18 protein-coding genes are annotated in these 25,907 nt (G+C 71.9%); 14 read left to right on the forward strand and 4 right to left on the reverse strand.

The features are described from left to right. Positions 1-19: 19 nt before the first annotated feature. From ACZ7EG_RS20935 to ACZ7EG_RS20980, 10 genes are all read left to right on the forward strand, one after another. Positions 20-5,767: a type I polyketide synthase gene (locus ACZ7EG_RS20935; protein ID WP_471080744.1), complete on the forward strand. Its 5,748-nt coding sequence runs from the start codon at positions 20-22 to the stop codon at positions 5,765-5,767. Positions 5,768-5,814: 47 nt separating this feature from the next. After that, complete coding sequence (locus ACZ7EG_RS20940) at positions 5,815-7,407, forward strand: fatty acid--CoA ligase (RefSeq protein WP_471081847.1); 1,593 nt, start codon at positions 5,815-5,817, stop codon at positions 7,405-7,407. A gap of 40 nt (positions 7,408-7,447) precedes the next feature. Further along, entirely contained in the window at positions 7,448-8,548 is a 1,101-nt protein-coding gene (locus tag ACZ7EG_RS20945; RefSeq protein ID WP_471080747.1) for an LLM class flavin-dependent oxidoreductase, read from the forward strand. 20 nt (positions 8,549-8,568) lie between these two features. After that, complete coding sequence (locus ACZ7EG_RS20950; protein WP_471081850.1) at positions 8,569-9,336, forward strand: thioesterase II family protein; 768 nt, start codon at positions 8,569-8,571, stop codon at positions 9,334-9,336. A 156-nt stretch (positions 9,337-9,492) separates the two neighbouring features. Then, positions 9,493-10,452, forward strand: coding sequence for a diacylglycerol/lipid kinase family protein (locus ACZ7EG_RS20955; protein ID WP_471080750.1), 960 nt, complete (start codon positions 9,493-9,495; stop codon positions 10,450-10,452). Positions 10,453-10,550: 98 nt separating this feature from the next. Beyond that, positions 10,551-10,919: a nuclear transport factor 2 family protein gene (locus ACZ7EG_RS20960; RefSeq protein ID WP_471080753.1), complete on the forward strand. Its 369-nt coding sequence runs from the start codon at positions 10,551-10,553 to the stop codon at positions 10,917-10,919. A gap of 95 nt (positions 10,920-11,014) precedes the next feature. Then, entirely contained in the window at positions 11,015-12,574 is a 1,560-nt protein-coding gene (locus ACZ7EG_RS20965; RefSeq protein WP_471080756.1) for an MmgE/PrpD family protein, read from the forward strand. Positions 12,575-12,684: 110 nt separating this feature from the next. Then, a complete protein-coding gene (locus tag ACZ7EG_RS20970; RefSeq protein ID WP_471080759.1) occupies positions 12,685-13,890 on the forward strand; it encodes a cytochrome P450 in 1,206 nt (401 codons plus the stop codon). Positions 13,891-13,935: 45 nt separating this feature from the next. Further along, a complete protein-coding gene (locus tag ACZ7EG_RS20975; RefSeq protein ID WP_471080761.1) occupies positions 13,936-15,402 on the forward strand; it encodes an MFS transporter in 1,467 nt (488 codons plus the stop codon). A gap of 46 nt (positions 15,403-15,448) precedes the next feature. Further along, on the forward strand, positions 15,449-16,279 hold the full coding sequence (locus ACZ7EG_RS20980) for an alpha/beta fold hydrolase (protein ID WP_471080764.1): 831 nt from the start codon (positions 15,449-15,451) through the stop codon (positions 16,277-16,279). Positions 16,280-16,338: 59 nt separating this feature from the next. On the opposite strand, the gene ACZ7EG_RS20985 is transcribed toward ACZ7EG_RS20980, so the two are convergent. Further along, entirely contained in the window at positions 16,339-16,986 is a 648-nt protein-coding gene (locus ACZ7EG_RS20985) for a ScbR family autoregulator-binding transcription factor (RefSeq protein ID WP_471080767.1), read from the reverse strand. A gap of 200 nt (positions 16,987-17,186) precedes the next feature. Here ACZ7EG_RS20985 and ACZ7EG_RS20990 point away from each other — a divergent pair, with 200 nt between their 5' ends. Next, positions 17,187-18,209 carry a ScbA/BarX family gamma-butyrolactone biosynthesis protein gene (locus tag ACZ7EG_RS20990; protein ID WP_471080770.1) on the forward strand — a complete coding sequence of 341 codons (1,023 nt, stop codon included), beginning with the start codon at positions 17,187-17,189 and terminating at the stop codon, positions 18,207-18,209. A gap of 28 nt (positions 18,210-18,237) precedes the next feature. Here the strand turns inward: ACZ7EG_RS20990 and ACZ7EG_RS20995 are convergent, their stop codons facing one another. Beyond that, positions 18,238-18,849 carry a TetR family transcriptional regulator gene (locus tag ACZ7EG_RS20995; RefSeq protein WP_471080773.1) on the reverse strand — a complete coding sequence of 204 codons (612 nt, stop codon included), beginning with the start codon at positions 18,847-18,849 and terminating at the stop codon, positions 18,238-18,240. Between the two features lie 96 nt (positions 18,850-18,945). Between ACZ7EG_RS20995 and ACZ7EG_RS21000 the strand changes: the two genes are divergently transcribed. After that, positions 18,946-20,157 carry an acyl-CoA dehydrogenase family protein gene (locus ACZ7EG_RS21000; RefSeq protein ID WP_471080776.1) on the forward strand — a complete coding sequence of 404 codons (1,212 nt, stop codon included), beginning with the start codon at positions 18,946-18,948 and terminating at the stop codon, positions 20,155-20,157. Continuing rightward, positions 20,154-20,843, forward strand: coding sequence for an HAD family hydrolase (locus ACZ7EG_RS21005; protein WP_471080779.1), 690 nt, complete (start codon positions 20,154-20,156; stop codon positions 20,841-20,843). Before ACZ7EG_RS21000 ends, ACZ7EG_RS21005 begins: the two co-directional genes overlap by 4 nt. Before the next feature lie 98 nt (positions 20,844-20,941). Here ACZ7EG_RS21005 and ACZ7EG_RS21010 read toward each other — a convergent pair whose 3' ends face one another. Both ACZ7EG_RS21010 and ACZ7EG_RS21015 read right to left on the reverse strand, forming a co-directional pair. Next, a complete protein-coding gene (locus ACZ7EG_RS21010; protein ID WP_471080782.1) occupies positions 20,942-21,214 on the reverse strand; it encodes a DUF3253 domain-containing protein in 273 nt (90 codons plus the stop codon). Between the two features lie 52 nt (positions 21,215-21,266). Then, a complete protein-coding gene (locus ACZ7EG_RS21015) occupies positions 21,267-24,785 on the reverse strand; it encodes an AfsR/SARP family transcriptional regulator (protein ID WP_471080785.1) in 3,519 nt (1,172 codons plus the stop codon). Positions 24,786-25,006: 221 nt separating this feature from the next. On the opposite strand from ACZ7EG_RS21015, the gene ACZ7EG_RS21020 reads away from it, so the two are divergent. Then, positions 25,007-25,897: an NAD(P)-dependent oxidoreductase gene (locus ACZ7EG_RS21020; RefSeq protein WP_471080789.1), complete on the forward strand. Its 891-nt coding sequence runs from the start codon at positions 25,007-25,009 to the stop codon at positions 25,895-25,897. The last annotated feature ends 10 nt before the right edge of the window (positions 25,898-25,907 follow it).

Genomic DNA, 25,907 nt, shown 5'->3' on the forward strand with positions numbered 1-25,907 from the left:
GGACCCAAGGAGTCGTTCCATGCCGCGTACGGAATCCGACACGGAAGAGACGAACCGGGCGCCGGCGCAGGCGCCCGAGCCGATCGCGATCGTCGGAATCGGTCTGCGATTCCCCGGCGGCAGCAACTCGCCCGACGAGTTCGACGCCTTCCTGCGTGAAGGACGCAGCGGAATAGGGCCCATACCGGGCGACCGGTGGGACGTGGCCGCGTTCACGCCCGAGTCGCCGGAGGACAAGGGAAAGATCCACACCTCGGCCGGCGGCTTCCTCGACCGCATCGACCAGTTCGACGCCTCCTTCTTCAACATCTCGCCCAAGGAGGCCCAGTACATGGACCCCCAGCAGCGGATGCTGCTGGAGACGGCCTGGCAGGCCCTGGAGCACGCCAACATCGACCCGACACCGCTGCGCCGCGGCAACGGCGGCGTCTACATAGGCGCCAGCTCCATCGACTACTCGATGGAGCTGGACTCACTGCCGTACCAGGAGCTGGAAGGCAACCTCGCCTCCGGCATCACCATGTTCCCGCTGTCAGGCCGGCTGTCGTACTTCCTGGGCTGGCGCGGCCCGAGCATGAGCATCGACACGGCGTGCTCCTCCTCGCTGGTCGCCCTCCACCTCGCCGTGCAGGGCCTGCGTGCGGGAGAGACCGACATCGCGCTGTGCGGCGGTGTCAACGCCCTGCACCACCCGCGCACCTCGGTGATGTTCTCCAACGCGCAGATGCTGTCCCCCGACGGGCAGTGCAAGACCTTCGACGAGGCCGCCGACGGCTACGCCCGCGCCGAGGGCTGCGGCGTGGTCGTACTCAAGCGCCTCAGCGACGCCACCCGGGACGGCGACACCGTCCTCGCACTGGTGCGAGGCACCGCTGTCGGCCAGGACGGCGACAGCGCGGGCCTGACCGTGCCCAACGGCCCCGCCCAGGAGAAGGTCATCCGCGCCGCCCTCGCCGCCGGACACCTGACCCCCGGGGACATCCAGTACGTCGAGGCGCACGGCACCGGCACCCCGCTCGGCGACCCCATCGAGTTCGGCGCCATCGGCGACGCCTTCGCCGACTCGCACACCAGCGGCGAACCGCTGCTGGTCGGCTCGGTGAAGACCAACCTGGGCCACATGGAGCCGGCGGCCGGCATCGTGGGCGTCATCAAGACGGTGCTCCAGATGCGGGCCGGGACCATTTACCCGCACCTCAACCTGGAGACGCCGTCCGGGCGCATCCCCTGGGACCTCTACCCGGTGCGCGTGCCCACCGCGTGCGAACCCTGGGAGGCCGAGGTCCGGCGCGCGGTCGTCAACAGCTTCGGCTTCGCGGGCACGATCGGGGCGGCGGTCCTGGAACAGGCGCCGGCCCCGGCCGCGCAGGAGCCCGTGGAGCCCGCGGAGCCGGCCCCGTCCGGGGTTCCCGTGTTCACCCTTTCCGCCAAGAGCGCCGCCGCCCTGAGCGCCCAGGTCGGCAACTACCGCAAGCTGCTGGACGAGCGGCCCGACGTGGGGCTGGACGAGCTCTGCTACACCGCCAACGTCTCCCGCACCCACCACCCCTACCGCATCGCGGGCCCGGTCGCCGACCGCACGGCGCTCGCGAACCTGCTGGACACGGCCGCCGAGGAGAAGCACGGGGGACCCTCCGGCATCCGCAGGACCGCATTCATGTTCAGCGGCCAGGGCTCGCAGTACGCGGGCATGGGAGCCGCGCTCTACGAGCGTTTCCCGGTCTTCCGCGAGCACGTCGACCTGTGCGACGAGCTGTTCGCCCCGCATCTGGGCCGCTCCGTGGCCGAACTGGTGCTCGGTACCACCGCCGACCCGGAGGCGATCGACCGCACCGAGTACACCCAGCCCGCCCTGTTCACCCTGGAATACGCGCTCGCCAAGCTGTGGATGTCCTGGGGTGTGCGCCCCAACGTGCTCATCGGGCACAGCATCGGGGAGGTCGTGGCCGCCGCCGTGGCCGGCCTGTTCGACCTGCCGGACGCAGTGACCCTGGTCGCCGCCCGTGCGCGGCTGATGCAGGCGGTGAGCACACCGGGCGGCATGGCCGCCGTGTCCGCGTCCGCCGAGGACGTCGAGCCCCTCCTCGCCGGCCACCCGGACCTGGCCCTCGCGGCGGTGAACGCCCCGGACCAGTGCGTGGTCTCCGGCGGCACCGCCGCCCTCGACGAGATCATCACCCTCCTCCAGGAGCGGGGCACCCGCGTCGACCGGCTGGCCGTCTCGCACGCCTTCCACTCACCCCTGATGACCGAGGTCTACGACGACTTCCGGGCCGCCCTCGACGGCATCACCTTCCACGAGCCGGCCATCAGCCTGATCTCCAACGTCACCGGCCGGCCGGCCCGCCTCCGCGAGATCGGCACCGCCGACTACTGGGTGCGGCACATCGGCGAACCCGTGCGCTTCCTGGCCGGCATCCGGGCGGTGGCCCAGCGTGGCCGCCATGCCCTGATCGAGATCGGACCGCAGGCCGCCCTGACAGCCCTCGCCCGGCGCTGCCTGACCGCCGAGGACCACGTGTGGCTGGCCAGCCTGCGCCGCCGCGACGGCTCCACCGGCACCACCCTGGCCGCGCTCGCCGGGTACTACGCCGCGGGTCTGACGGTCTCCTGGGCCGACTACCACGCGGACCGCCCCACCCCCGCGAAGACCTCCCTGCCCACCTACGCCTTCCAGCGCAAGCGGTACTGGCTGCCCTCCACCAGCGCCCGGCGCACGGGCACCGCCGGCGGCAGGGCCCGCCACCTGCTGCTCGGCACGGAGGAACGGTTCGCCAGCGGGGTACGGGAGTTCACGGCCGAGTTCACCTCCGAGGACCTCGGCGCGCTGACCGACCTCGGTGACGGAGAACGCACGACACTTCCCGCCGGCGCGTACATCGATCTGCTCCTCGCGCTCCAGGACGCGGTCGGGGGACACACCCGAGCCGCCATCCGCGAGTTGAAGCTGCACGCGCCACTGCACACGACCGCCGAGACCGTAACGGCCCTGACGTCCCGGTGGCGTCCGCGCGCCGGCGGCGGCGCCGACGTGCAGGTCTTCACCCTCGTCGGAGGCGAGGAGCACATCCACGCCAGCGCGACGATCGCCGCCGAACGCGAACCGGTCGTGCCGGTCTCCGAGCTGGCCGAGCTGGACGCCGGGCTGACGCCCGCCGGACAGCACATCGACGACGAGGACATCTACACCGACCTCGCCTCCGTCGGCCGCCCGCACGGCCCGCGCATGCGCCTGCTGCTGCGCGCCGCCCGGCACCGGGACGGACTGGTCACAGGCGAGCTCACCGGCCGCGACGCCACCGCGGTCGAGCACGTGCCCGCCGAACTCCTGGAGGCGGCGGTGCAGGCCGCTGTCGTCCTGGATCCCGAGGGCCCGGTGTTCGAGCCGCGCGAGATCGCCTCCGTACGGCACTTCCGCAAGCCCCGCGGGGAGCGGCTCCGCGTCCTCGCCCGCGTCCACGGCGACCAGGACCGCCGGGTCGCCGACATCCTCCTCCTGGAGAACGGCGACCCGGTCACCGAACTTCTCGGAGTCCGCCTGGCCCGCCCCGAGGGCCGCACCGGCCGCCGCCAGTTCCTGCACCGGCCCGAGTGGGTGCGCAGGGCCCTCCCGGCGCAGACCGCCCCCGCCGGCGACCGCCACCTGCTGCTGCTCGACCAGGCCCCCGGCCGGGCCGCCGCACCGGCCGGGCAGTCCGGCCTGCGGGTGACGACGCTGTCCGACACCACCGACCTCAAGGCGGCCCTCGACGACCCCACCGTCACCGACGTCTGCCGGGTCTGGCGGCAGCGGCCGGGAGCCATGTCCGCCGAGCGGATGCGGGCCGAGTGCGAGGACAACTACCGCGAACTGCTGGCCCTGGTCACCGCGATGGACGCGGCCGGACAGCCCCGGCCGCCCCGGCTCTGGCTGGTGACCGAGGGTGCCCAGGCGCTCCCCGGCGACCCGGCGGGCGACGGCGGGCACCTCGCCGCCGCGACCCTGTGGGGGTTCGGACGGGTGCTGCTCACCGAGTACCCGCAGTACCGCGCCACCCTCGTCGACCTCGCCCCGGGCAGTGACCTCGAGCCGCTGCTCACGGAGTGGACGGCCGAGACCCCGGGCGAGTACCAGGTCGCCCACCGGCCGGGCAGGCGCTACGTCCGGCGGCTGCTCGCCGGCGACGCGACGCTCACCTGGAGCGGCGGCTTCGAGCTGCGCGCCCCGGACTCCGGTGACCTCTCCGACCTGGCGCTGGTGCCCGCCGCGGACCGCGCGCCGGACGCCGACGAGGTCCAGATCGAGGTTCGCGCCGTCGCCCTCACCGATCAGGACGCCCGGACCGCGCTGGACACCGGCCGTGCCGAACGGGAGGAGGAGGAGCCCCCGCCCGTGCTGGGCAGCCAGGCCACCGGCATCGTGCGCGCGGCGGGTGAGGGCGCCGGGTTCACCGAGGGGGACGAGGTCCTCGTTCGCCATGAGGGGACCCTGCGCTCCACGCTCACCGTCCCGTCCGCGTCGGTCGTGCTCGCGCCGCGCCCCGGCCCGCACGACGGGAGCCGGCACTTCCGTCTGGACGAGACGGGCGAGGCCCTGCGTACCGCCCTCACCGACCCGGCCGCCGAGGTGTGGCTGGACCTGCCGGGCACGCACGCCGAGGAGGCCGGGCCCCCGGCGGACGCCGAGGAGGCCACCGACGCCGCCGTCCGCCCCGACCGTACCTACATCGTCACGGGCGGACTCGGGGGGCTCGGTCTCGTCACGGCCCGCAAGCTCGTGGCCCTGGGAGCCCGGCACCTGACCTTGGTCAGCCGCAGCGGCAAGCCCACCGAGGAGGCCGCACCGGTCCTGGCGGAGCTCGCCGAGAGCGCCGAACTCGCCCTCGTACGAGCCGACGTGAGCCTCCCCGAGGACGTGCGCACGCTGGTGGACGAGGTGGCGGCCGGACCGTACCCGGTCGGGGGCGTGGTCCACGCGGCCGGTTCCTACGACAAGAAGCTGATCGCCGAACTGACCTGGGAGTCCATCGACGCCCAGCTCGCCGCGAAGGCCTACGGCGGCTGGCTGCTGCACGAGGCCGCGCAGAGCTCCTTCCCGGAGCTGGAGTTCTTCGTGACGTACTCGTCGATCGCCTCGGTCCTCGGCGGCGCCACCCAGGGGCACTACGCGGCGGCCAGCGCCGGGCTCGACAGTCTCGCCGAGTGGCGCACCCGCCGGGGCCTGCCCGGGCTCTCCGTGAACTGGGGTGCCTGGGCCAGGGTCGGCATGTCCGCCCGCCTGGAGGAGCACCTCAGCCGCGAGATCGAACGCAGCGGCGTCCGCTTCTTCTCGCCCACCCGGGCCCTGGACACCCTGGCCAGACTGTGGGGCGGCCGCCCGCGCACCCAGCGGGTGGTGGGCGAGTTCGACTGGGACCGCTACGTGGCCGGCAGCGCCACCGGCGACCAGTTCTACGACCGCCTCGCGCGGCACGACGCCGCCGCCGACGACGGCTTCGACGCCGCCTCGCTCGGTGCCCTGCCCGCACCGGAGCGCAGGGCCCTGATCACCAAGGTGGTCCGGGAAAAGGTCGTCGCCGTCCTGCAGATGGAGGCCGACGACGAGTTGGACGAGTCCGCCGAGTTCGTCGCGCTCGGCCTGGACTCACTGATGGCCCAGAACGTCAAGTCCGGTCTGGAGCAGGCGTTCCGGCTGCCGCTGGCCGCCTCGATCACCTTCGACCACCCGACGGTGCGGCAGCTCGCCGACTTCCTCGACGGGCAACTGTGCCCGGTCCCCGCGGCATGACCCCGCACGACTCGTCCCGGACGAACGGGGAGGACCCCATGACAACCATGACCACCGCGGACAACATGAGTTGGACGCTCAACCACACCTCCCGCGCCCACGCCGGCAGCCGACCGCACCATGCGGCGATCATCTGCGAGGGCCGGATCACCACCTATGCCAAGCTGCACCGTGAGAGCAACCGCGCCGCCCACGCCCTGCGCGCCAGCGGCGTACGGCCCGGCGACCGGGTCGCCTATCTGGGGCGCGAGTCGGAGAACTACTACCTGGTGATCCTCGCCTGCGCCAAGGCCGGCGCGGTCCTGGTCCCGGTCAACTGGCGACTCACCCCGGACGAGGTCGACCACATCCTGCGCGACTCGGGTGCCGTCCTGGTCTTCGTCGACGACGAGTTCTGGGACACCGCCGCGAAGGTCCGCCCGCACCTGCCCGAGTTCCACACGGTGATCCGTATCGACGGAACCGACACCGACGGGGAACCGGCCCGCGGTGCCGGGCTGCCCGCCTGGTACGCGAGCCGGCCGGACACCGATCTGGAGTCCGGTGCCGGACCCGACGACCCGGTCGTGCAGATCTACACCAGCGGTACCACCGGGCTGCCCAAGGGGGCCGTCCTCGCCCACCGCAGCTTCTTCACTCTGCCGCGGGCGATGCGCGAACACGGTGCCGCCTGGATCGACTGGCTGCCCGAGGACGTCGCTCTGATCTCTCTGCCGGGCTTCGGCATCGCGGGCATCGGCTGGTTCATGCACACGTTCAACGCCGGTGGCACCAGCGTGGTCATGCCCCAGTTCGACCCTCAGGAGGCGGTGCGGCTGATCCGCACCCACCGGGTCACCACCACCTTCGCCGCGCCGGCCATGCTCCAGATGATGGCGGGCGAACGGACCGCGGGGCCGGACGCGTTCGTTTCCCTGCGCAAGGTCTGCTACGGAGCCGCCCCGATGTCCGAGACGCTGCTGAAGCAGTGCCTGGAGACGTTCGACTGCGAGTTCGCCCAGATCTACGCCAGCACCGAGACCGGCAGCGTGGCGGTGTGCCTGCCTCCCGAGGACCACTACCCGGGCAGCGCGGTCCTGGAGTCCGTCGGCAGGCCCTGCCCCGGCAACGAGGTGAAGGTGGTCGGCCCGGACGGCGCCGAACTGCCGCCCGGCACCATCGGCCAGATCTGCGTCCGGGCGCCCTCCCGGATGCTCGGTTACTGGAACCTTCCGGAAGCCACCGGCCGCACCCTGGTGGGGGAGTGGCTGCACATGGGGGACGCCGGCTACCTCGACGAGGACGGCTATCTCTACCTCTGCGACCGCATGAACGACACCATCATCGTCGCCGGGCAGAACATCTACCCGGCCGAGGTCGAGAAGGCGCTCGCCGCGCACCCCGCCGTCGCGGACTCCGCTGTCGTCGGGCTGCCCGATCCCAGCTGGGGCGAGGCGGTGCACGCCGCCGTGGTCCTGCGCCCCGGCAGCACCGCAACCCCCCGAGAGCTCCTGCTGTCCCTGCGGGGCCGCCTCGCCGACTACAAGATCCCCGGTACCTACCACATCGTCGACAGTCTGCCCCGCAACCCGTCGGGCAAGATCCTGCGCCGCGCCGTTCGGCAGCAGCTCTCGGCCCCGGCACGCGACCCGCTGATCTGAACCGGCAGTGACGGCAGAACGAAGAGAGGAAACGGCACCCATGGACGCCGAACGGCCCGGCCCCGCCCCGGAAGGGGCGCGGACACCCGCGCGCCAAGCAATCGACGAGGCGCTCTCCCCCCACCGCCCGCAGCCCCCCGGCGGATCCCTGCGCATCGGAATCCTGCTCCCGACCAGGGAGCAGGCCATCATCGGCAGCTACGCGGCGGCCCCACTCCTGGACTTCGCCCGCCAGGCCGAGAGCCTCGGCTTCGATTCCCTGTGGGCCGGTGACTCGCTGACGGCCCGCCCGCGCCTCGACCCCCTCGTCGTGCTCTCCGCCGCGGCGGCAGCCACCGAGCGGATCACCGTCGGCACCGCCGCCCTCACCCCGGCCCTGCGGCACCCGCTGATCGGCGCCAACATGGTGGCGAGCCTCGGCCATGTCGCGCGTGACCGCCTGGTCCTCGGCCTCGGTTCCGGGTTCCCGATGCCCGAGACGGAGGAGGAGTTCGCCTCGGTCGGAGCCTCCTTCACCGGGCGGGTCGGTCGCCTCGACGAGATCGCCGACCTCTGGCGCACCGCCTGGTCCGCGGGCGAACCGGGCCGGCCCACCGGCTTCCAGGGAAAGTACTGGCAGGCCGACCGGCTGGACCGGCTGCCCAGCCCCGCCGCGCCCGGCGGCCCGCCGCTCTGGCTTGCGGGCAGCGACACCCCGAAGGTGCTCGCCCGCGCGGCCACCCGCTACGACGGCTGGCTGCCCTTCCTGCCGGACGCCGACGCCTACGGACGGGCCTGCCGTCGGATCGCCGAACTCGCCGGCGAAGCGGGCCGCGACCCCGGCGCCGTGACCCCCGCGCTCTACGCGACGGTCACCGTCAACAGCGACGCCACCGCCGCCAAGGCCGAGCTGGAGCACTACATCAGCCACTACTACGGGCGCTCCCTGGCTCAGATGTCGGCCATCCAGGCCTACGGCTGGGGCAGTGCCGAGCAATGTGCCGAATGGCTCGGCGGCTACGTCCGCGCCGGCGCCCGGCACCTCGTCCTGCGGGTCGGATCGCTCGAACCGGAGACGCAGCTGAAGGAAGTCGCCGAGGTGCTGCTCCCCGCAGTGCGTGAGATCGACCGGACCCTCACCGATGGAGGAACGAAATCGTGACCAGTGCCATAGGCATGGACATGTCCCGTACAGGCCAGTGGTTCCACCCCGTCGAGCCGTCCCCGGACGCGTCCGTACGGCTCTTCCTGCTGCCGCACGCGGGCAGCGGCGCCATCATCTACCGCGACTGGGAGAAACTGCTCCCGGCCGACATCGCCGCCCAGGCGGTGACCCTGCCCGGCCGCCACAACCGCCGTGACGAGATCACGTACGAGGACTGGGACCCGCTGCTCGACGCCCTCCACCAAGCAGTGCTCGACGACCTCGACGACCGGCCCTTCGCCTTCTTCGGACACTGCCTCGGCGCCCAGCTCGCCTTCCGGCTGACCATCCGGATGGAGGAGGAGGGCGGCCCTTCCCCCGTCATGATCGGTATGTCCGGCTGGTCGCCGGAGGGCTGGTACGCGCCCACCGAGGAGCAGAGCCGGATGCCGGAGCCCGAACTGGTCGAGTGGATCAAACGTCTGGGGTCCTTCCCCGCCGAGATCTACGACAACCCGGCGATGCTCGCCCTGGTGGTCCCGGCTCTGCGTGCCGACCTCAGGGTCGCCGCCCAGTACGTGGACGACAAGGCGGGGGTCCGCTGCGCGCTGGCCTCCTACGGGGGCCGCTCCGACCCGCTCCAGGAGGACCCGCAGGCCATGAAGCACTGGGCGGAGCGCAGCCCGGCCTACCTCGGCCACAGCGAGTACCCGGGCGGTCACTTCTACATCGACGCCAACGCGCAGGGCGTCACGATGCACTTCGCCCAGCGGCTGCAGCGGGTCGTCGCCTCGGCCGCGCGCTGAGCCTCCCCAGCCCGCGGGCGGCCGGGTCCCGGGCGTCAGCAGCACGTCAGAACCGTGTCAGCACCTCTTGGCACAGTTTGTGGAGGCCGTGCCCGACAACCGTCCGGGCCGGCCCCGCCACCGCCGGTGCCACCACGATCCCGAGGAGTACGCCCGATGGCAGACACCGCCACAGCCCAGGGCCCGACCCGGGCCCTGGTCCTGGCCAACCCCGCCTCCGGCAGTCACAGCCCCCAACTGGTGCGTGACGTAGCCGAGTTGTGCGCCGGCAGCCTGGAGCACGTCGACATCCACCCCACCACGGCACCGGGGGACGCCACCGTCGCCGTGCGCCGTGCCCTGGAAGAGCCGGGCCGTGCACCCGACCTGGTGGTCGTCATCGGAGGGGACGGCACCGTCCGTGAGGTCGTGCAGGGTCTGGCCTTCGCATCCGGACACACCGCGCTCGCCGTGGTGCCCGGCGGCACGGGGAACTCCGGTTACAAGATGCTGTGGGGCGAGCGCCCCTGGACCGAGTCCCTCAAAGCGGTCCTCACCGACTCGGGCGCCGGCGGCAGCGCCCGGCTGCGGCGTCTCGACCTGGCCCGCCTGGACGAGACCCGGCAGTGCGTCTACCTGGGCGCCTGCTCCGGTGTGATCGCCGACGCCTTGATCCGGGCACGGGACATCCCCTTGACGGGCAGGGACCTGTACACCAAGGCGTTCGCCGACACCGCGGCCGGGTACGTCCCGTACCCGGGCCGTGTAACCGTCGACGGCCGCGTGGTGCACGAGGGCCCGACCGTCCTCGCCAACGTCGGCGGCGGCCGCTACCGGGGCGGGCGCTATCTCGTCCTGCCCGATTCGCTCCTCGACGACGGACTGCTCGACGTCTGCGTCATCGGGGACGGCGTGCCCCCCGCCGACATCCCCGAACTCACCAGGACAGCGGCCCATATGGGGCTGCCGGACACCGTCTACGCCCGCGGCCGCACCATCACCGTGGAACGCACCGACGGTCGACGGCTGCCACTGGAGCACGACGGCGAGTACCAGCACGGCATCGGCCCGACCGCGACCTTCGAGGTCATGCCCGGTGCCCTGGCCGTGTGGGCCCCCGCCACCGGACAGCCCTGACCTTTCCCGGGCCTCCCGGGACCTCATGACCCACCCGCCGAGCCGGCGCACCCGGCGGCCCGGCAGTCGCCGCAATCACAGAGAAAAAGGAGACCGCCATGAGCGACCTCACCAACACCGTCACCCAGTACCTCGCGCTGTGGAACGAGACGGACGCCGACAAGCGTGCGGCGGGGATCGCCGAGCTCTTCGCGCCGGACGCCCCGTACATCGACCCGCTCGCCGCCGTCGAGGGGCACGAGAATTTCGGGGCGGTGATCGCCGGTGCCCAGGAGCAGTTCAAGGGACTCTCCTTCGAGCTGCACGGAGCGGTGGACACCCACCACAACATCGCCCGCTTCCAGTGGGGCCTGGTGACCGAGCCGGGCGCCGAGCCCGTCGCGATCGGCTTCGACGTGGTCGTCACCGGTGACGACGGCCGCATCAAGGGCGTCTACGGGTTCCTGGACAAGGTCCCCGGCGCCTGATCCCGCACGCGTGGCGGGCGGGGGCGCCGGGAGGACCGGCGCCCCCGCCCGTCGTGTCCCATCCGCGTCCTCCCGTAGAGAAGGTATGTCGCGCCATGACGGCTGCTGTACTCAGCGAAAGCGTGGCCAGGGCCCTGTGCGAGCAGTGGGAGGTCCAGGCGCGGCCGACCCGCTCCCGCCCGCCGGCGGACACACCGCTGCGCGAACTGTCCCACTGGGCCGCGAACCTGCGTCCCGAGCACATCCCCTGCCGTGTCCTCAAGCTCGCGGCCAGCCAGGTGCTGTCCCAGATCGCCTCGATCCGGGCCGGTCTCGCACACCCGTTGGGACGCCGCCTGGTGGCCGCCTTCGGCCACCCCATGCAGCGCGACCCGCGCACCGCGGCGAGTGTCTTCGCCGCCCTCGGCTCATGGCTCAACCTCGACGACACCGCCTACGCCGGCCACCTGTCCAACTCCACCGTCGCCGTGCCCCTGGCCTTCGCCTATGCCCGCCAGCTCGACGGGCTCTCCCTGCTGACCGCGGTCGTCGCGGCCAACGAGTGCGCGGCCCGCATCACCGCCTCGGCCACCCTCGGCCCCTTGCGCGGACAGAGCGCCGTGCACACCCACCTGGCCGGCGCGGTGGCCGGACGGATGCACAGCGACCGGGCCACGGCGGACCAGTGGGAGAACGCCTTCGGGCTCGCGTTCGCCATGCCCAACTGGCCCCTGATGCGCGCCTTCCTGGCCAGCGACGCACGCCTGTTCAACACCTTCACGCCCGTACGGACCGCGATGGACGCGTGTGACGCGGCCGTCGCCGGACTGCGTGGCGCTCCCGACATCATCGAGCATCAGGACGGCTTCCTGGCCCGGTTCGCGACGGTTCCGCTGCCCCAGGCGGTGGCGAAGGGGCTCGGCCGCCGCTGGCACACCGAGACCCTCTCCTTCAAGATGCACCCCGGCGGTCCCGGCATCGACGCGGCCGTGGACTGCGCCGCCGAGATCCACCGCGAACTCGGCCCGCTGCGCCCGGAGGACGTGCGGGAGATCGTGGTGGAGGCGTCCCTGTACACACTGTTCGCCGGGGAGCGCGCGGCCCGGTACGTCGACGGCCCCCGCTCTCCGCTGGGCGCGCTCGTCCTCGACGTTCCCTACCCGGTCGCCACCACCCTGCTGACCGGTGAGTTCTCCGTGGAGGACTTCTCCGCGCCGCAGTTGGACGATCCCGTGCGTTGGTCGCTGGCCCGCCGGGTGCGGCTGGAGCACGACACGACCATGACCCGTGAACTCTTCCTGTCCGATGCGCCGTTCGGTGAGGCGGTGCGTGAGGCGGGACCGCTGGCCACCCCGTGGCTGCGTGGCTTCGGCGGTGACGAGCTCGTCGACCTCGTGGGCAGCCCGGAGGCCGACGGCCGGGACTTCTCCCGCTCCACCAAGGCCACCGGCGCCCGGGTCACCGTACGGCTGGCGGACGGTCGGACCGTCTCCCGCTCCCGTCTGATCCCGGTCGGTGCCGCGGGCCCTGACACCCGCTCCCGGCACTCCGAGATGGTCCAGGAGAAGTTCCTGTCCGTGGGAGGGCCGCGCCGGGTGGCCGACGCCGTGGGGCGTTTGCACCGCATGCGCAAGGGCGGCGTGCGCCGTTGGATAGAGGCTGCCTTCCTCGACTGAACCGGAGGACGCACAGGGGCCGGAGGAAGTCATTCCGGAGTCAGGTACACGTCAGAGCGTCAAGGGAGAGTAGGTGAGCAATGCATCCGACTCGCAAAGGGGTTCCACTGATGTCGCTCGCCGCTCAGACCCGTGTGCTGGACTGGCCGTTCGCCCGGACCGAGAACGGTGAGCCCCCGCCGATCCTGGACGAGCTGCGCAAGGCGCCGCCCTGCGCCGTACGTATTCCGGAGGGCGCGGCCGAGTCGCGGCTGGCCTGGCTGGTGACCCGGTACGCCGACGTGCGCCAGGCCCTGTCCGACCCCCGGCTCAGTGCCGACGAGCGGCTGCCCGGTGCGCCGGTGCGCATCCAGTTACCGCCGGGCAGCAACCCGAGCTCGTTCCTGCGTCTGGACGACCCTGAACACGCCCGGCTGCGCGGGCTGATCCAGACCGAGTTCACCATGCGCAGGGTGCGCGGGCTCAAGGAGCCGGTGCAGCGGCTCGTCGACGAGCTCCTCGACCGGTTCGAGGACCTCGAGAAGCCGGCGGACCTGCACGCGGCGTTCTCTCGGACCCTGCCGACGCTCGTCATCGCCCGGCTGCTGGGCGTCCCGGACGACGACTCACCGTTCTTCATCGAGAAGACCCAGGTCACCATCTCCCAGGAGGACCCGGCGGCGGCGTACGCGGCGTTCGTGGAGATGTCCGACTACCTCGCCGAGCTGGCCCGCCGCAAGACCCGGCGGCCCGAGGACGATCTGATCAGCCGGCTGGCCGTGCACCACGCGAGCGGCACGATCACCCTGGACGAACTCGTCGGCATCGCCCGGCTGGTGCTGGTGGCAGGCCACGAGACGACCACGAACCAGATAGCCCTCAACGTCCTGGGGCTGCTGCGGGACGACAGCCTGTTCGCCAAGGTGGCCGCCGACGACGGCGCCCTCGTCCCGCAGTACGTCGAGGAGTCGATGCGCTACTGGTCGATCTCGCAGGACGCGATGGTCCGCCAGGCCCTAGAGGATTTCGATCTCGGCGGGGTGCGGGTCGCCAAGGGGGACGCGGTCGTCATCTCCGTTCCCGCGGGCAACCACGACGAGTCGGTCTTCGCATGCCCCCGCACCATCGACCTGGACCGGGACACCGGTGGCCACCTCCAGTGGGGCTACGGCCCGCACTACTGCCAGGGCGCTCCGCTCGCGCGGATGGAGATGGAACTCTCCCTGCGCACCCTGCTGCGGCGCTTCCCCACCCTCCGGCTGGCGGCCGAGCCGAGCACGGTCTTCCGCCGAGGCACCGTCTTCCACGGGGTGACCCATCTCCCCGTGACCTGGTGACCGAGAAACACGAAACACCGAAAACAACACAGGAGAGCAGTCGGAATGACCTCTGGAGCAAGCCCGGACCTCACTGTCGAGGAGCGTGGACGGCCCACCACGGAACCGTCGGCCGCCCCCTCGGCCGGTGCCCTCGTAGTGGTGCTGGTGGGCACCTTCATCACCGTTCTCGACTTCTTCGTCGCGAATGTGGCGGTTCCGGCCATCAGGTCGGACCTGCAAGCCACTGCCGCCCAAGCCCAGCTGATCGTCGTCGGTTACGGGGTCGCCTTCACGGCGGGCCTCATCACCGGCGGCCGACTCGGTGACATGTACGGCCGTCGGAAGATGTTCTTCCTCGGCATGACGCTCTTCATGATCGCCTCGGCGGCCTGCGCCTTCGCACCGACGATCACCGTCCTGGTGGTCGCGCGCATCGCTCAGGGCGCGAGCGCCGCGCTGATGGTCCCCCAGGTCCTCGGCATCATCGGCACGGTCTACACCGGTGCCGCCCGCGACCGGGCCTTCACCACCTACGGCCTGATCATCGGGCTGGCGGGCGTCTTCGGCCAGTTCATCGGCGGTGCCCTGATCAGCGTCGACGTGGCGGGCCTGAGCTGGCGGACCATCTTCCTGATCAACGTCCCGCTGTGCCTGGTCTCGCTGGCCTTCGTCAAGCGCACGATTCCCGAGTCGCGCGGCGCCGGCGGTACCCGGCTCGACCTGACCGGCGCGCTGCTGGTCACCGGATCCCTGGCGCTCGTCGTGTTCGCGCTCCTGGAGGGGCAGGAGCGGGACTGGCCGGCGTGGGTCTGGGGCTGCCTGGCCGGGGCCGCCGTCCTGGTCACGGTGACCGTCCGGCATCTGCGTCGGCGGGCCGCGGCCAACGCCGGGCCGCTGATCGAACCCGCGCTGTTCCGGGTCCGGCTCTTCACGGTGGGACTGGCCGCCACGGTCGTGTACTTCCTCGCCATGGGCTCGTTCTTCTTCATCCTCGCCCTCTACCTCCAGCAGGGCATGGGCCTGTCACCCCTGGAGTCCGGCCTCGTCTTCCTCGCGGTGGGCGCCGGCTACTTCGGTGCCTCGCTGGTGTCGGCGCGGTTCACCGGCAAGCTGTCCGCCCGGACGGTGGCCTGCGGTCCGCTGACCCTCGCGGCCGGCTACACCGCCATCGCCTTCACGGCGAACGGGCTCGGTCCGCAGGGGAACGTGCTCTGGCTGCTGCCGATGCTGCTCGTCGCCGGACTGGGCATGGGTCTGACCACCGGACCGCTGACCAACCTGGTGCTGGGTGCTGCCGTACCCGAGCACGCCGGCTCCGCGTCGGGGCTGCTGAACACCGCCCAGGAGGGCGGGGCGGCACTCGGTGTGGCGGTCGCCGGATCCGTCTTCTTCCCGGCGCTCGCCCGGGCGGGACGCTCCGCCGACGCCTATCCGGACGCGTTCGCGATCACGCTCGTCCCGCTCGTCGCCCTCGGCCTCGCCGCCGCGGCCCTGGTGCTGTTCGCCCCTGGGCGCGCCGCGCGCAGCTGACGCGTCCCACCCGCCACCAGAGACTCACCAGAGGAAGGGAAGGCCCATGCCGTACGTCACGACCAGGGACGATACCCGGCTTCACTACAAGGACTGGGGTACCGGGCGCCCTGTCGTCCTGCTGGGCACCGCCATGATGGACTCCCGCATGTGGGAGTTCCAGGCGTCCTTCCTCGCCGAGCGGGGACTGCGCTGCATCACCTACGACCGGCGTGGCTGCGGACGTTCGGACGCCCCTTGGGACGGTTACGACTACGACACCCTCGCAGCCGACCTCGCCGAGGTCATCGACCATCTCGACCTGCGGGACGCGGTGTTGGTGGGGTACGCGGTCGGCGGCGGCGAGGCCGTGCGGTACCTGTCCCGGTACGGCGCCGGCCGGGTGGCGAAGCTGGCACTGGTCGCCTCCACGACGCCGTTCCTGCTGCGGACCGAGGACAACCCGGACGGGCTCGACATCGCCCTCTTCGACGAGATGGCCGAGGCCATCCGGCGGGACAGGGCAAAGTGGCTGAGCGACTGTACCGTCCCGTTCTTCGGCGGCCCGAACGCGGATCCGGCCGGTCTGCCGGTCTCGTCCGAACTCGCGCGGTGGCTGGTGGGCACGGGCCTGGAGGCATCGCCGCGGGCAGGTACCGAGATCTACCGGACCCTGTTCACCACCGACCAGCGCGCGGAGACCGCCGCGGTCACCGTGCCCACGCTCGTCATCCACGGAACGGAGGACCTCGCGGCGCCCTACGCCCTCTGCGGAGCGCGGACGGCTGAACTCATCGACGGCAGCCGGTTCATACCGTACGAGGGTGCTCCGCACGGCCTGTTCGCCACCCATGCCGAGCGGCTCAACGAGGATCTGCTGGCCTTCATCAAGGAGTGACGGCCGCGCCCGTCCTGCGCCGGACTGCCCGGACCCCCAGGGTCCGGGCAGTCCGGCGTTCAGTGCAACGGCACGAAGGCATCGATGATCTCCTCCACGCGCTCCACGAGGTCCTCGCGGTTGTTGAGCACCCAGGACATGTGCTGGGCACCGAACACGGCGGCGCCGAGCGTCCGGGCCATGGCCTCGGGATTGGTGTCCTCGGGAAGCCGGCCCGCCTCGCGGCACTTGTTCAGCAGATCGGTCAGCACACTCAGCGTTCCCACGTACGGCACCGGCAGTTCGGCCTTGATGTAGGGCCGCTCGATCTGCAGACGGGCCCCGGCGTGGATGAAGACGTCCTCGCGGAAGGCCCGGGCGAGACGCCTCAGCACGTCCACGAAGGTCGAGGGTGATGCCGGATCACCGTCTTCCACAGCGCCGTTGACGGTCTCCTGCATGCGCCGGTAGAACTCCTCCAGCACTGCGACGGCGAGCGCCTCCTTGTTGGGGAAGTGGAAGTAGACGGCTCCCTTGGTCATGCCTGCACCGTCGGCGATGTCCTTGATGGTGACCTGGGGAAAGCCCTCGGTGGCGAACGCCGCTGCGGCGGCGTTGAGGATCGTCGCGCGGGTGCGGATCGCGCGTTCCTGCTTGAGGTGCGAAGTGTCGTCGTAGGAGGTGCCCGCGGTGAGGCGGGCCCTTGGCTCATTGCGCTCGTTACTCATGACGTCCATATCGTGCTGCGCCGGTTGCTGCCTTCTGAGCGTCCCAACCTCCTTGCTGTTACGAGCAGTTGGCTAATGGAAGCCCACCGCGGCGAGGCTTGCAATATACCTTCGCGCAGGTATATTACTGATGCGCAGAGAGAAGCTTCGCACGTCTGTTCGCTCGCAGGGTGACTCCAGCCGAGAGGCGAGGTATTCAGATGTCTGTCGTACTCGATGATTCTAGGATCACGCAGGCGCCGTCCATAGGTGCCGAGGTCGAAGTACTCAGTTTCCTTCAGCCCGTCACACGCGAACTGGTGCACCGCAGTTCTATCGCCGAGGTGTTCGTCACCGACGGTGTCCGTACCGGCACGAACACGTTCTCGGTGGGGGCCCAGTGGCCGCGCGACCACGCGCTGTACCACCCGGACGAGAACGGACTGAATGATCCGCTGCTGTTCGCGGAAACGTTGCGCCAGGCCTACTTCTACGGGGCCCACACGTACTTCGGTGTGCCGCTCGGATCCCGCTTCATCGGTCAGGACCTGAGCTTCGACATCACGGACCCGGCCGCGCTCCGCGTCGGGGGCGCACCACTGGCTGTGGTCCTGCACGGGACGTGGACCGAGGAGCGGGACCGGCGGGGACGAGTCGCCGGGGCGCGCCTGGATGTGACGCTCACGGTCGACGGCCACCCCTGCGGGCGCGGTCACACCCGGGGGCTCATGCTGGACGACCGGCGCTACGGTCTCTTACGGGGGCGTCCAGCCGCGTGCGACGAGGTGGTCCCTCCTCGTCCCGCGCTGGACGCCAGAATCGCACGGCCGAGCCGGGTGGGCCGGCTGCGGTGGAAGGACTGTGTACTGGAACGGGACCGGCCCGACCAGCGGTGGGGGCTGCGGGTCGACCGTGATCACGCGGTCCTGTTCGATCACCCCACCGATCACGTACCGCTGATGGTCATGCTGGAGGGCTTCCGGCAGTTCGGCCATCTCACCGTTCATGAGACGTTCCGCTCGACGTGCGCCGGGCAGGCCTTCGCCCTGGCCGGCCTCTCCCTGGACTGCGCCGCCTTCGGCGAGCTGGGGGAAGAGATACTCCTGGACCTCGAAGAGGGGCCGTCCGACGAGTTCACCCTGCGCGTGGCGGCCCGGCAGGGGGAGAAACTGCTGGCCCGTGCCGACATGACCTGGAAGTGCGTGGGCAGCCGAGCTCCCTGGTCGCGGTTCGCCTCCTGGTGACCTGCCGGCAGCGCTGCCATGGCCTGCCTCAGCGCGCGGGGGTGTCGTCGAGCGCCTGAGAGAGGGCCTCCCACATCGCGTCGACGGCATCGGCATCCTCAGGGCCCGCCCGCCCCTGGCCGGTGTCGAATCCGGTATCCGTCAGGAACGCACCGAAGAGCGCGGCCACGATGAGGTCCGCCAGGGGGATGGTGGGGATCGCGGCGTTCCAGCGGCCCGCTTTCTGTGTCTCGCGCACCAACTGCAGGACGAGGCCGTGCGTCTCCGTCAGGAGAGGAATCGGCTGGGCGGCCGAGCGGGCGGTCTCCGCGGCCAGGCGCAACGCGGCGAGGGCCCGCGCATCCTTGCCGAAGAGCTGTCCGAGGCCGAGGAAGAGTGACCGCAGGCGGCACAGCGCCGGGTGGGGCGAGATCCTGACTTCGGCGAGCAGCTTCCCCAGTGCATCGGACAAGTGCTTGTCCAGCGCGACGGCCAGGTCCTCCTTGGTCGCGAAGTGACCGTACAGTGCGCCCTTCGTCAGTCTGATGCGGTCCGCGATGTTCTGCAGGTTCGCGTTCGCGTACCCGTACCGCGCGAACTCGTAGGCAGCCGCGTCGAGTACGCGGTCGTACGTCCGCAGGGCACGTGCCTGTTTGGGCATGACGCTCCCCTTCTGTGCCGGCTCCGTAGCGGGACCGAAGTGCAAAAGATACGTTCGGGAACGAATTCTATTCATCGAATGAGGTGCTCGCCAGAGATGCAGCGTCACAATCCGGTGGACGACCACGTCGACGAGATCTCGCCGGTGCTTCCGGTGTCCGTCCTCGCCGCGGCAGAGAGCGCGGCCACCCACGCCATGGTCGCCGACGATGCCCGCAGGCTGGGGGACGAGACCGTCGCACTCCTCACTCATGCCGGCTTCGCACGCCACTTCGTGCCCCGTGCCTGGGGCGGTACGGAAGGAACGTTCAGGAGCCTGGTCACGGCGGCCACCGCCGTGGGGGAGGGATGCGCCTCAGCGGCATGGTGCGCGGTCCTGTGGGCGGCCCACAGCCGATTCGCGGCATACCTGCCGCACGAAGGCCAGCGAGACCTGTGGTCGGCCGGCCCGGACGCCCGGATCTGCGCCTCGGTCAAGCCGTCCGGCGAGGTGAGCCGGCTGCCGTCCGGCCGGCTGCTGAGCGGAGAGTGGGAATGCGTCAGCGGGGTGGACTTCGCGGACTGGCTCCTGGTGTGCGCACCTGAGCCCGACGCGGAAGGCGCGGCAGGTCTGCGCATGTTCGCGGTGCCGAAGGGCGATTTCCGCGTGCGCGACTCCTGGAACAGCAGCGGGATGCGCGGCACCGGCAGCCACACCGCGGTGCTGGAGGCCGTCTTCGTACCGGACCACCGCAGCTTCCCCATGGAGGACCTGCTGGCGGGGACACCCGGCCCGGGACGCTCCCGGTGCCACACCGTGCCCGCCCACCTCGCCGGCGGCCTCCTCTTCTGCGCCCCGGCTCTCGGTGCGGCCCGCGGCGCGCTGGCCGCGTGGTCGGTCTGGGCGGCCCGGGCCCAGGCCCGGGGACTTCCGCAGCACGACGGCAGCCGCCTGCACCACGCCCTGGCCCGTTCGGCCGACGACATCGAGACCGCGGAGCTCCTCCTCCTCGACGCGGCCAGATGCGCCGACACGGGCACCCGCGCCGAGGCCGACGTCCTCAGGAACCGACGAAGATCCGCCGCCGCCGTCGATCTGCTCGTGGACGGCGTCGAACGGCTCTTCCGGACCGCGGGCGTGAGCGCCTGCGGCGGACCGGGCCCGATCGAACGCAGCTGGCGGGACATCCACACGGTCGCCGCCCACCAGATGCTCCGCAGGGAGACGGCCGCCATGGTCTACGCGGCGTCCGTGTTCTCCGCACTCACCGACCACGGCTCCCTGGCGGCTGCCAGGCCCACGGCACTGCAGGAGGCGTCCGCGCCATGAGTATCGAACCCCTGTCGCCGCAGGACGACACCCCGCCCGCCTACCTGGTGTTCTGCGACATCGACGACACTCTCATCCGCTGCAGGAGCGGGGTGGAGTTCCTCCGCCACTACGCCGGGTTCCGGCACGGCGCCGAGGGCGTGCGGGCCGCCGACGAGCTCCTGGCGGACCTCTACGCGCGGATGGCCGGTGGCATGCCACGGGAGGAGGCCAACCGCGAGTACCACCGGGCCTGGAGACGCAGTCCGGTCGACGAGGTCGAGGAGCAGGCCGGCCGGTGGTACGAGCAACGCAGCAGGGCCGCGGACTTCTACATCACCGAGACGGTCGACGCCCTGCGCCGGCACCGGGCCGCGGGCGCGGCCGTGGCGCTGGTCTCCGGTTCGTTCCCACCGCTGATGCCCCACGTCGCGAAGGCCGTCGGGGCACAGTACGTGCTGGGGGCCAGGCTGGAGCGGTGCGGCCGTGTCCTGACCGGTGAGCTGACGGGCCGGCCCGCCATCGGTGAGGGCAAGTGCGTCCTTGTACGCGAACTGCTCGGCCTCCATCCCCACATCGACCCCGAGGACTGTCACGCGTACGGCGACCACCCCTCCGACCTGCCCATGCTGCACATGGTCGGGCACGCCACCCTGGTGACCCCTGACGGGTCGCACGCGCCCGTGAATCCGGCGGTCACGGTCTGACACGCCCGGTACCCGCCGTGCCGTCGGACCGCCCCGCCCGGCTCCGGCCTCGCGACGTGTGCCCCGGGGCCGGAACGTGCCCGGGGCCACACGTCCTTTCAATCCGGGCGACGGATGCGGAGTGGGCCGCGGGCCTCGGTCTCCGTGACGCGCCGGCCGGCCCGGGTCACCTCGACCTTGCCGGCCGCCACCAGACGCCAGGCCGCTCGGCGGGCCGGTTCCATCAAAGCCCGCCAGCCCTCGTCGTCACCTTCGTAGGCCTCGCGTGCGGCGTCGGACGGGCAGATCGAAGCAGTGGCTGCACGTCGCTCCAGCAGGTTCACGATGACCTGCTCCAGCCGCTGAGCGAGCTGCCGGTCCGTCTCCGCCACACAATCCAGTGTGGCACCGTTCGAGGCGGGGGACAGGTGGCCCGCTGCCCGCTCACGGTGTCTGCGGGTGGGTCTCCGCGAGGGCTTCCGTCTCGTGAGTGCGTCGGGTGCCGGCGGTGAACTCACTCGTGTACGTCTCCTCGTCCATCATGGCGCGCAGGCGGGACGCGATGCGCTCCACGTCTCCCCGCTCCGCCGGGGGGTGGGGAGCGCCCGCCCGTTCCCGGGTCGCTGCCGCCGTGCCGAGGAGGCGCGTCGCCCGCTCCGGGGCGCCGGCCAGGGAGTAGGCGCCTGCCAGCCCTTCGAGGGCCAGGGCGACCGAGCGGGGGTCCTTGGTCGACGCGGCGGCCGCGAGGCCGTCTCGGTGGTGGGCCAGGGCCCGGTCGGCGTCGCCGCGTTGTTCGGCCAGGAAGCCCAGTTCGGCGAGGACCAGCGCGAGGCCCGGGCCGTCGCCGCGGCGGCGGTTCCAGGCGAGCCACGGGCGCAGCCACTCCTCGGCGGCGTCGAGACGGCCCTGACGGCGGGCGCTCAGGGCGAGGCCGAGCGCGGCGAACTGCTCGGCCGGCTGGTTGCCCTGCTCGGCCGCGATCCGCACGGCGCGCTCGTGCAGGTCGTCGGCCTCCTCGTAGCGCCGGGTGAGCAGGGCGATCCTGCCGAGACCGGACAGCTTCGCGGACATCTCGGGCCATGTCTCCAGGGCCTGGGCGATCCGCAGGCTCTCCCGGTGCAGCCGGGCCGCCGACTCGTAGTCGCCGTTGATCTCGGCGAGTCTGCCGAGCACGTCCGCCGTCTTCAACCGCCCCCACAGATCGCCCAGTTCCCCGAAATGGGCGCGGGCCTCCTCGGCGTTGTCGCGCAGCGACTCCAGGTCCCCGCGGGCCAGGGCGAAGCACGCGCGGGTGGTCAGCGCGGCGGCGGTGCCCCAGGCGTCGCGCAGAGTGCGGAAGCGGGCCAGGACACGCTCGACCCGCTGCTCGCCCTCGACCAGCGCCCCCACCGTCCACTGCGCGTGCGCCAGGAACCACTGGGCCCTGGTCGACTCCGGGGTGGAGCCGGGCGGGTCGTCCTCCAAAACCTCGCACTGCGGGTCGTGCTCGCCGAGCAGCAGGCGGATGCCCGTGTGCCAGAACACCGCCTCCACGCGTTCCTCGGGCGCCGCCTCGCCCGCCGTGTCCAGGGCGGTCGCCAGCGCCCTGCGGGCCTCGCCCAGCCGGCCGCGAACGTACCAGTACCAGGTCAGCGAGTTGACCAGGCGCAGCGCTTCTCGTGCGGTCCCGGACCGGTCGGCCTCGGCCAGCGCGCGCTGCACGTTCGCCGCCTCCAGGTCCAGGTACGAGAACCAGCGGGACTGCTCCCGCCCGTGCAGGTGCGGCCGGGACCGCTCGGCGAGGTGCAGGAAGTGGTGCAGGTGCCGGGCGGCGGTCTCGGCGTGCTCGCCGGACTCGGTGAGCCTGTCACGTGCGTAGACCGCGACGGACTCCAGCAGCCGGTAGCGCGGGCCCTGGGGTCCCTCGGCGCGGACCACCAGGGAGCGGTCCACGAGCAGGATCAGCGCGTCGAGGACGTCGGCGGAGGTCACGCCGCCACCGGAGCACACGTCCTCGGCGGCCCGCAGGGAGCACCCCTCGCCGAACACCGACAGCCTGCGCAGCACGGTCCGCTCGCGGTCGTCGAGCAGGCCCCAGCTCCAGTCCAGCGTGGCGCGCAGCGTCCGGTGACGTGAAGGGGCGTCCCGGTAACCGCTGTTGAGCACCTTGAAGCGGTCGTCGAGCCGGTCGTGCAGCTCCCTGATGCCGAGCGCCCTCACGCGGGTCGCGGCCAGTTCCAGGGCGAGCGGGATGCCGTCGAGGCGTCGGCACACCTCGGCGACGAGAGGGGCGGTGGCGGCGTCGAGCGCGAACCCCGGGTCCGTCGCCCTGGTTCTGTCCACGAACAGGCGTACGGCGCCCGCGTTCGTCACCGTGTCGAGGCCGGGACGGCCCTCAGGGGGCAGCGACAGGGGCGCCACCGGATACACCGTCTCGTCGCGGGTGCGCAGGGGTTCCTGACTGGTCGCCAGGATGTGCAGGTGCGGGGCCCGGCCCAGCAGCAGGCCGGCGAGTCGGGCTACGGCCTCCACGGCGTGTTCGCAGTTGTCCAGCACGAGCAGCAGCCGCCGGCCGGACAGCGCGTTCGCCAGGCGCTCCGTCGGCCCCCCGGCGCGGTCGTCCGTCGTGTTCTCCCGGATGCCCAGCGTCGCCATCACCCGCTCGGTCGGCGCATCCGCCCCGGCGATCCGCTCCAGGCCTCCGGCGTGGTCGTCCGCGGTGTTCTCCCGGTTGCCCAGCGTCGCCATCACCCGCTCGGTCGGCGCATCCGCCCCGGCGATCCGCTCCGGGCCTCCGGCGTGGTCGTCCGTCGTGTTCTCCCGGTTGCCCAGCGTCGCCATCACCCGCTCGGCCGGCGCATCCGCCCCGGCGATCCGCTCCGGGCCTCCGGCGTGGTCGTCCGCGGTGTTCTCCCGGATGCCCAGCGTCGCCATCACCCGCTCGGCCAGCGCATCCGCCCCGGCGAACCGCTCCGGGGCGCCGGCGTCCGCGAGCTCCACCAGCCGGGTGCCGTCGTCGAACGCGCCCGCCACACTCTGCGAAGTGGCCTGGGCCAGGCGGGTCTTGCCGACCCCTCCCGGGCCGGTGAGCGTCACCAGGCGGTGCCGTAAGACAAGGGTCCGCACCGCGCGGACGTCCTGTTCGCGGCCCACCAAGGGCGAGGCCGAGCCGGTCGGTTCGGGCCTCGTCCGCACCTTGGGGGAGGGCGGCGCCGCGGACGGTTCCGGCCGGGCCAGGGCCGGGTCGTGGCGCAGGATGGCCTGCTGCAGCGCCTCCAGGGACGGACCGGGCGTCAGTCCCAGCTCCTCGTCGAGCCGGCGCCGCAGATCGTTGAAGCAGTCGAGCGCGTCGGAGGAGCGCCCCGCCCGGTACAGCGCCCGCATCAGGGCGTCCCGCAGTCCCTCGCGCAGCGGATGCTGCTCCACCAGCTGCGTCAGCTCGCCCACCAGCAGGCCGTACTCGCCCAACTCCAGTCGCAGCCCGGCGTGTTCCTCCAACGCCGTCAGGCGCTCCTCCTCCAGGCCCGCTGCCGTCGGCCGCACGGACTGCCGGTCCGCGAACTCGGCGAAGGCGGGGCCGCGCCACAGCCCCAGTGCCTCGGTGTACAGCGCCGCCCGAGTCACCTGGTCCCCGCCGGAACGAGCCCGGGTGACCAGGTCGCGGAAACGGCCCGCGTCGAGCGCCCGGACCGGGACGTCCAGGACGTATCCGGGCGGCCGGTACGCGATCAGGTCGCGGCCGCCCGTCTCCGCGTCCTCCAACGCGCGCCGCAGTTGGGAGACTTTGGCCTGGAGCGACGCCGTCGGCCGTGCCGTGAACGCCGAGCCGCCCCAGAGAGCCTCGACGAGCCTCCCCGCCGGGACGACCTGCCCGTGGTGGGCGAGCAGATGGACGAGGAGCAGGCGCACTTTGACTTCGGGTACCCGCACGACACGACCCTCGTCCGTGCGCACCTCCAGCGGCCCCAGCACCCCGAACTCCATGATCTCAGCGTAACCGGACGATGAGCGGTGCGACCTGCGGTCGAGAGCGCCCGGCCACCGGGCCCGAAGGGCGTCCCCGAGGCGTTTGCGAAGTGGTCCGAAGCGCATCCGAAGGGGCGTTTGCCAGGGTTCCCCGAGGAGGGCGTGGACCGCCTTCTCGCCGGTGCGCGCCCCTGTGCGCCGGCGGCACAGCGCACCACTGCGTATGGAGGAACAGATTCATGGGTGACAACCACACCTCGGTGTCGGTGCTCGGCCTCGGCCTGATGGGGCAGGCCCTGGCCGCCGCCTTCCTGAGGGCTGGCCACGCCACCACCGTGTGGAACCGCTCGGCGGACAAGGCCGACGGTCTCGTCGCGGACGGCGCGGTCCTCGCCGCGCACCCCGCCGACGCCGTCGCGGCGAGTGACCTCGTGGTCGTGTGCGTGTCGACGTACGACGTGGTGCACGACGTCATCGGCCCGCTCGGCGAACTCCTGCGCGGCAGGACGGTCGTCAACCTGACCAGCGGCTCCTCCGAGCAGGCCCGCCGGGCCGCCGAGTGGGCGGAGAAGAACGGGGTGCGGTACCTCGACGGCGCCATCATGATCACGCCGCCCGGCATCGGCGCCCTGACCTCCGTCCTCTTCTACGCCGGTGAGCAGGCCGTCTTCGACGCCCACGAGCCCGTGCTGAAGCTCCTCGGCGGCGGCACCACCTACCTCGGCGCCGACCACGGCAAGCCCGCCCTGTTCGACGTGTCGCTGCTCGGCCTGATGTGGGGCGCCCTGAACAGCTTCCTGCACGGGGTCGCCATCGTGGAGACCGGTGGCGTCAAGGCCCAGGAGTTCCTGCCCTGGGCACACATGTGGCTCGACGCCATCAAGATGTTCACCGCCGACTACGCCGCGCAGATCGACGCGGGCGACGAGAGGTTCCCGGCCAACGACGCCACCCTGGAGACGCATCTGGGTGCGCTCAAGCACCTCGTCGAGGAGAGCGAGGCGCTCGGCGTCGACACCGAACTGCCCAAGTATTCCCAGGCGTTGATGGAGGGCGTCATCGCACAGGGCCACGCGGAGAACAGCTACGCCAGTGTCGTGAAGGCGTACCGCCGGGCCGCAGCGTCGTAATCGCGCCGTT

It is taken from the genome of Streptomyces sp. NPDC037100 (genome assembly GCF_055606225.1).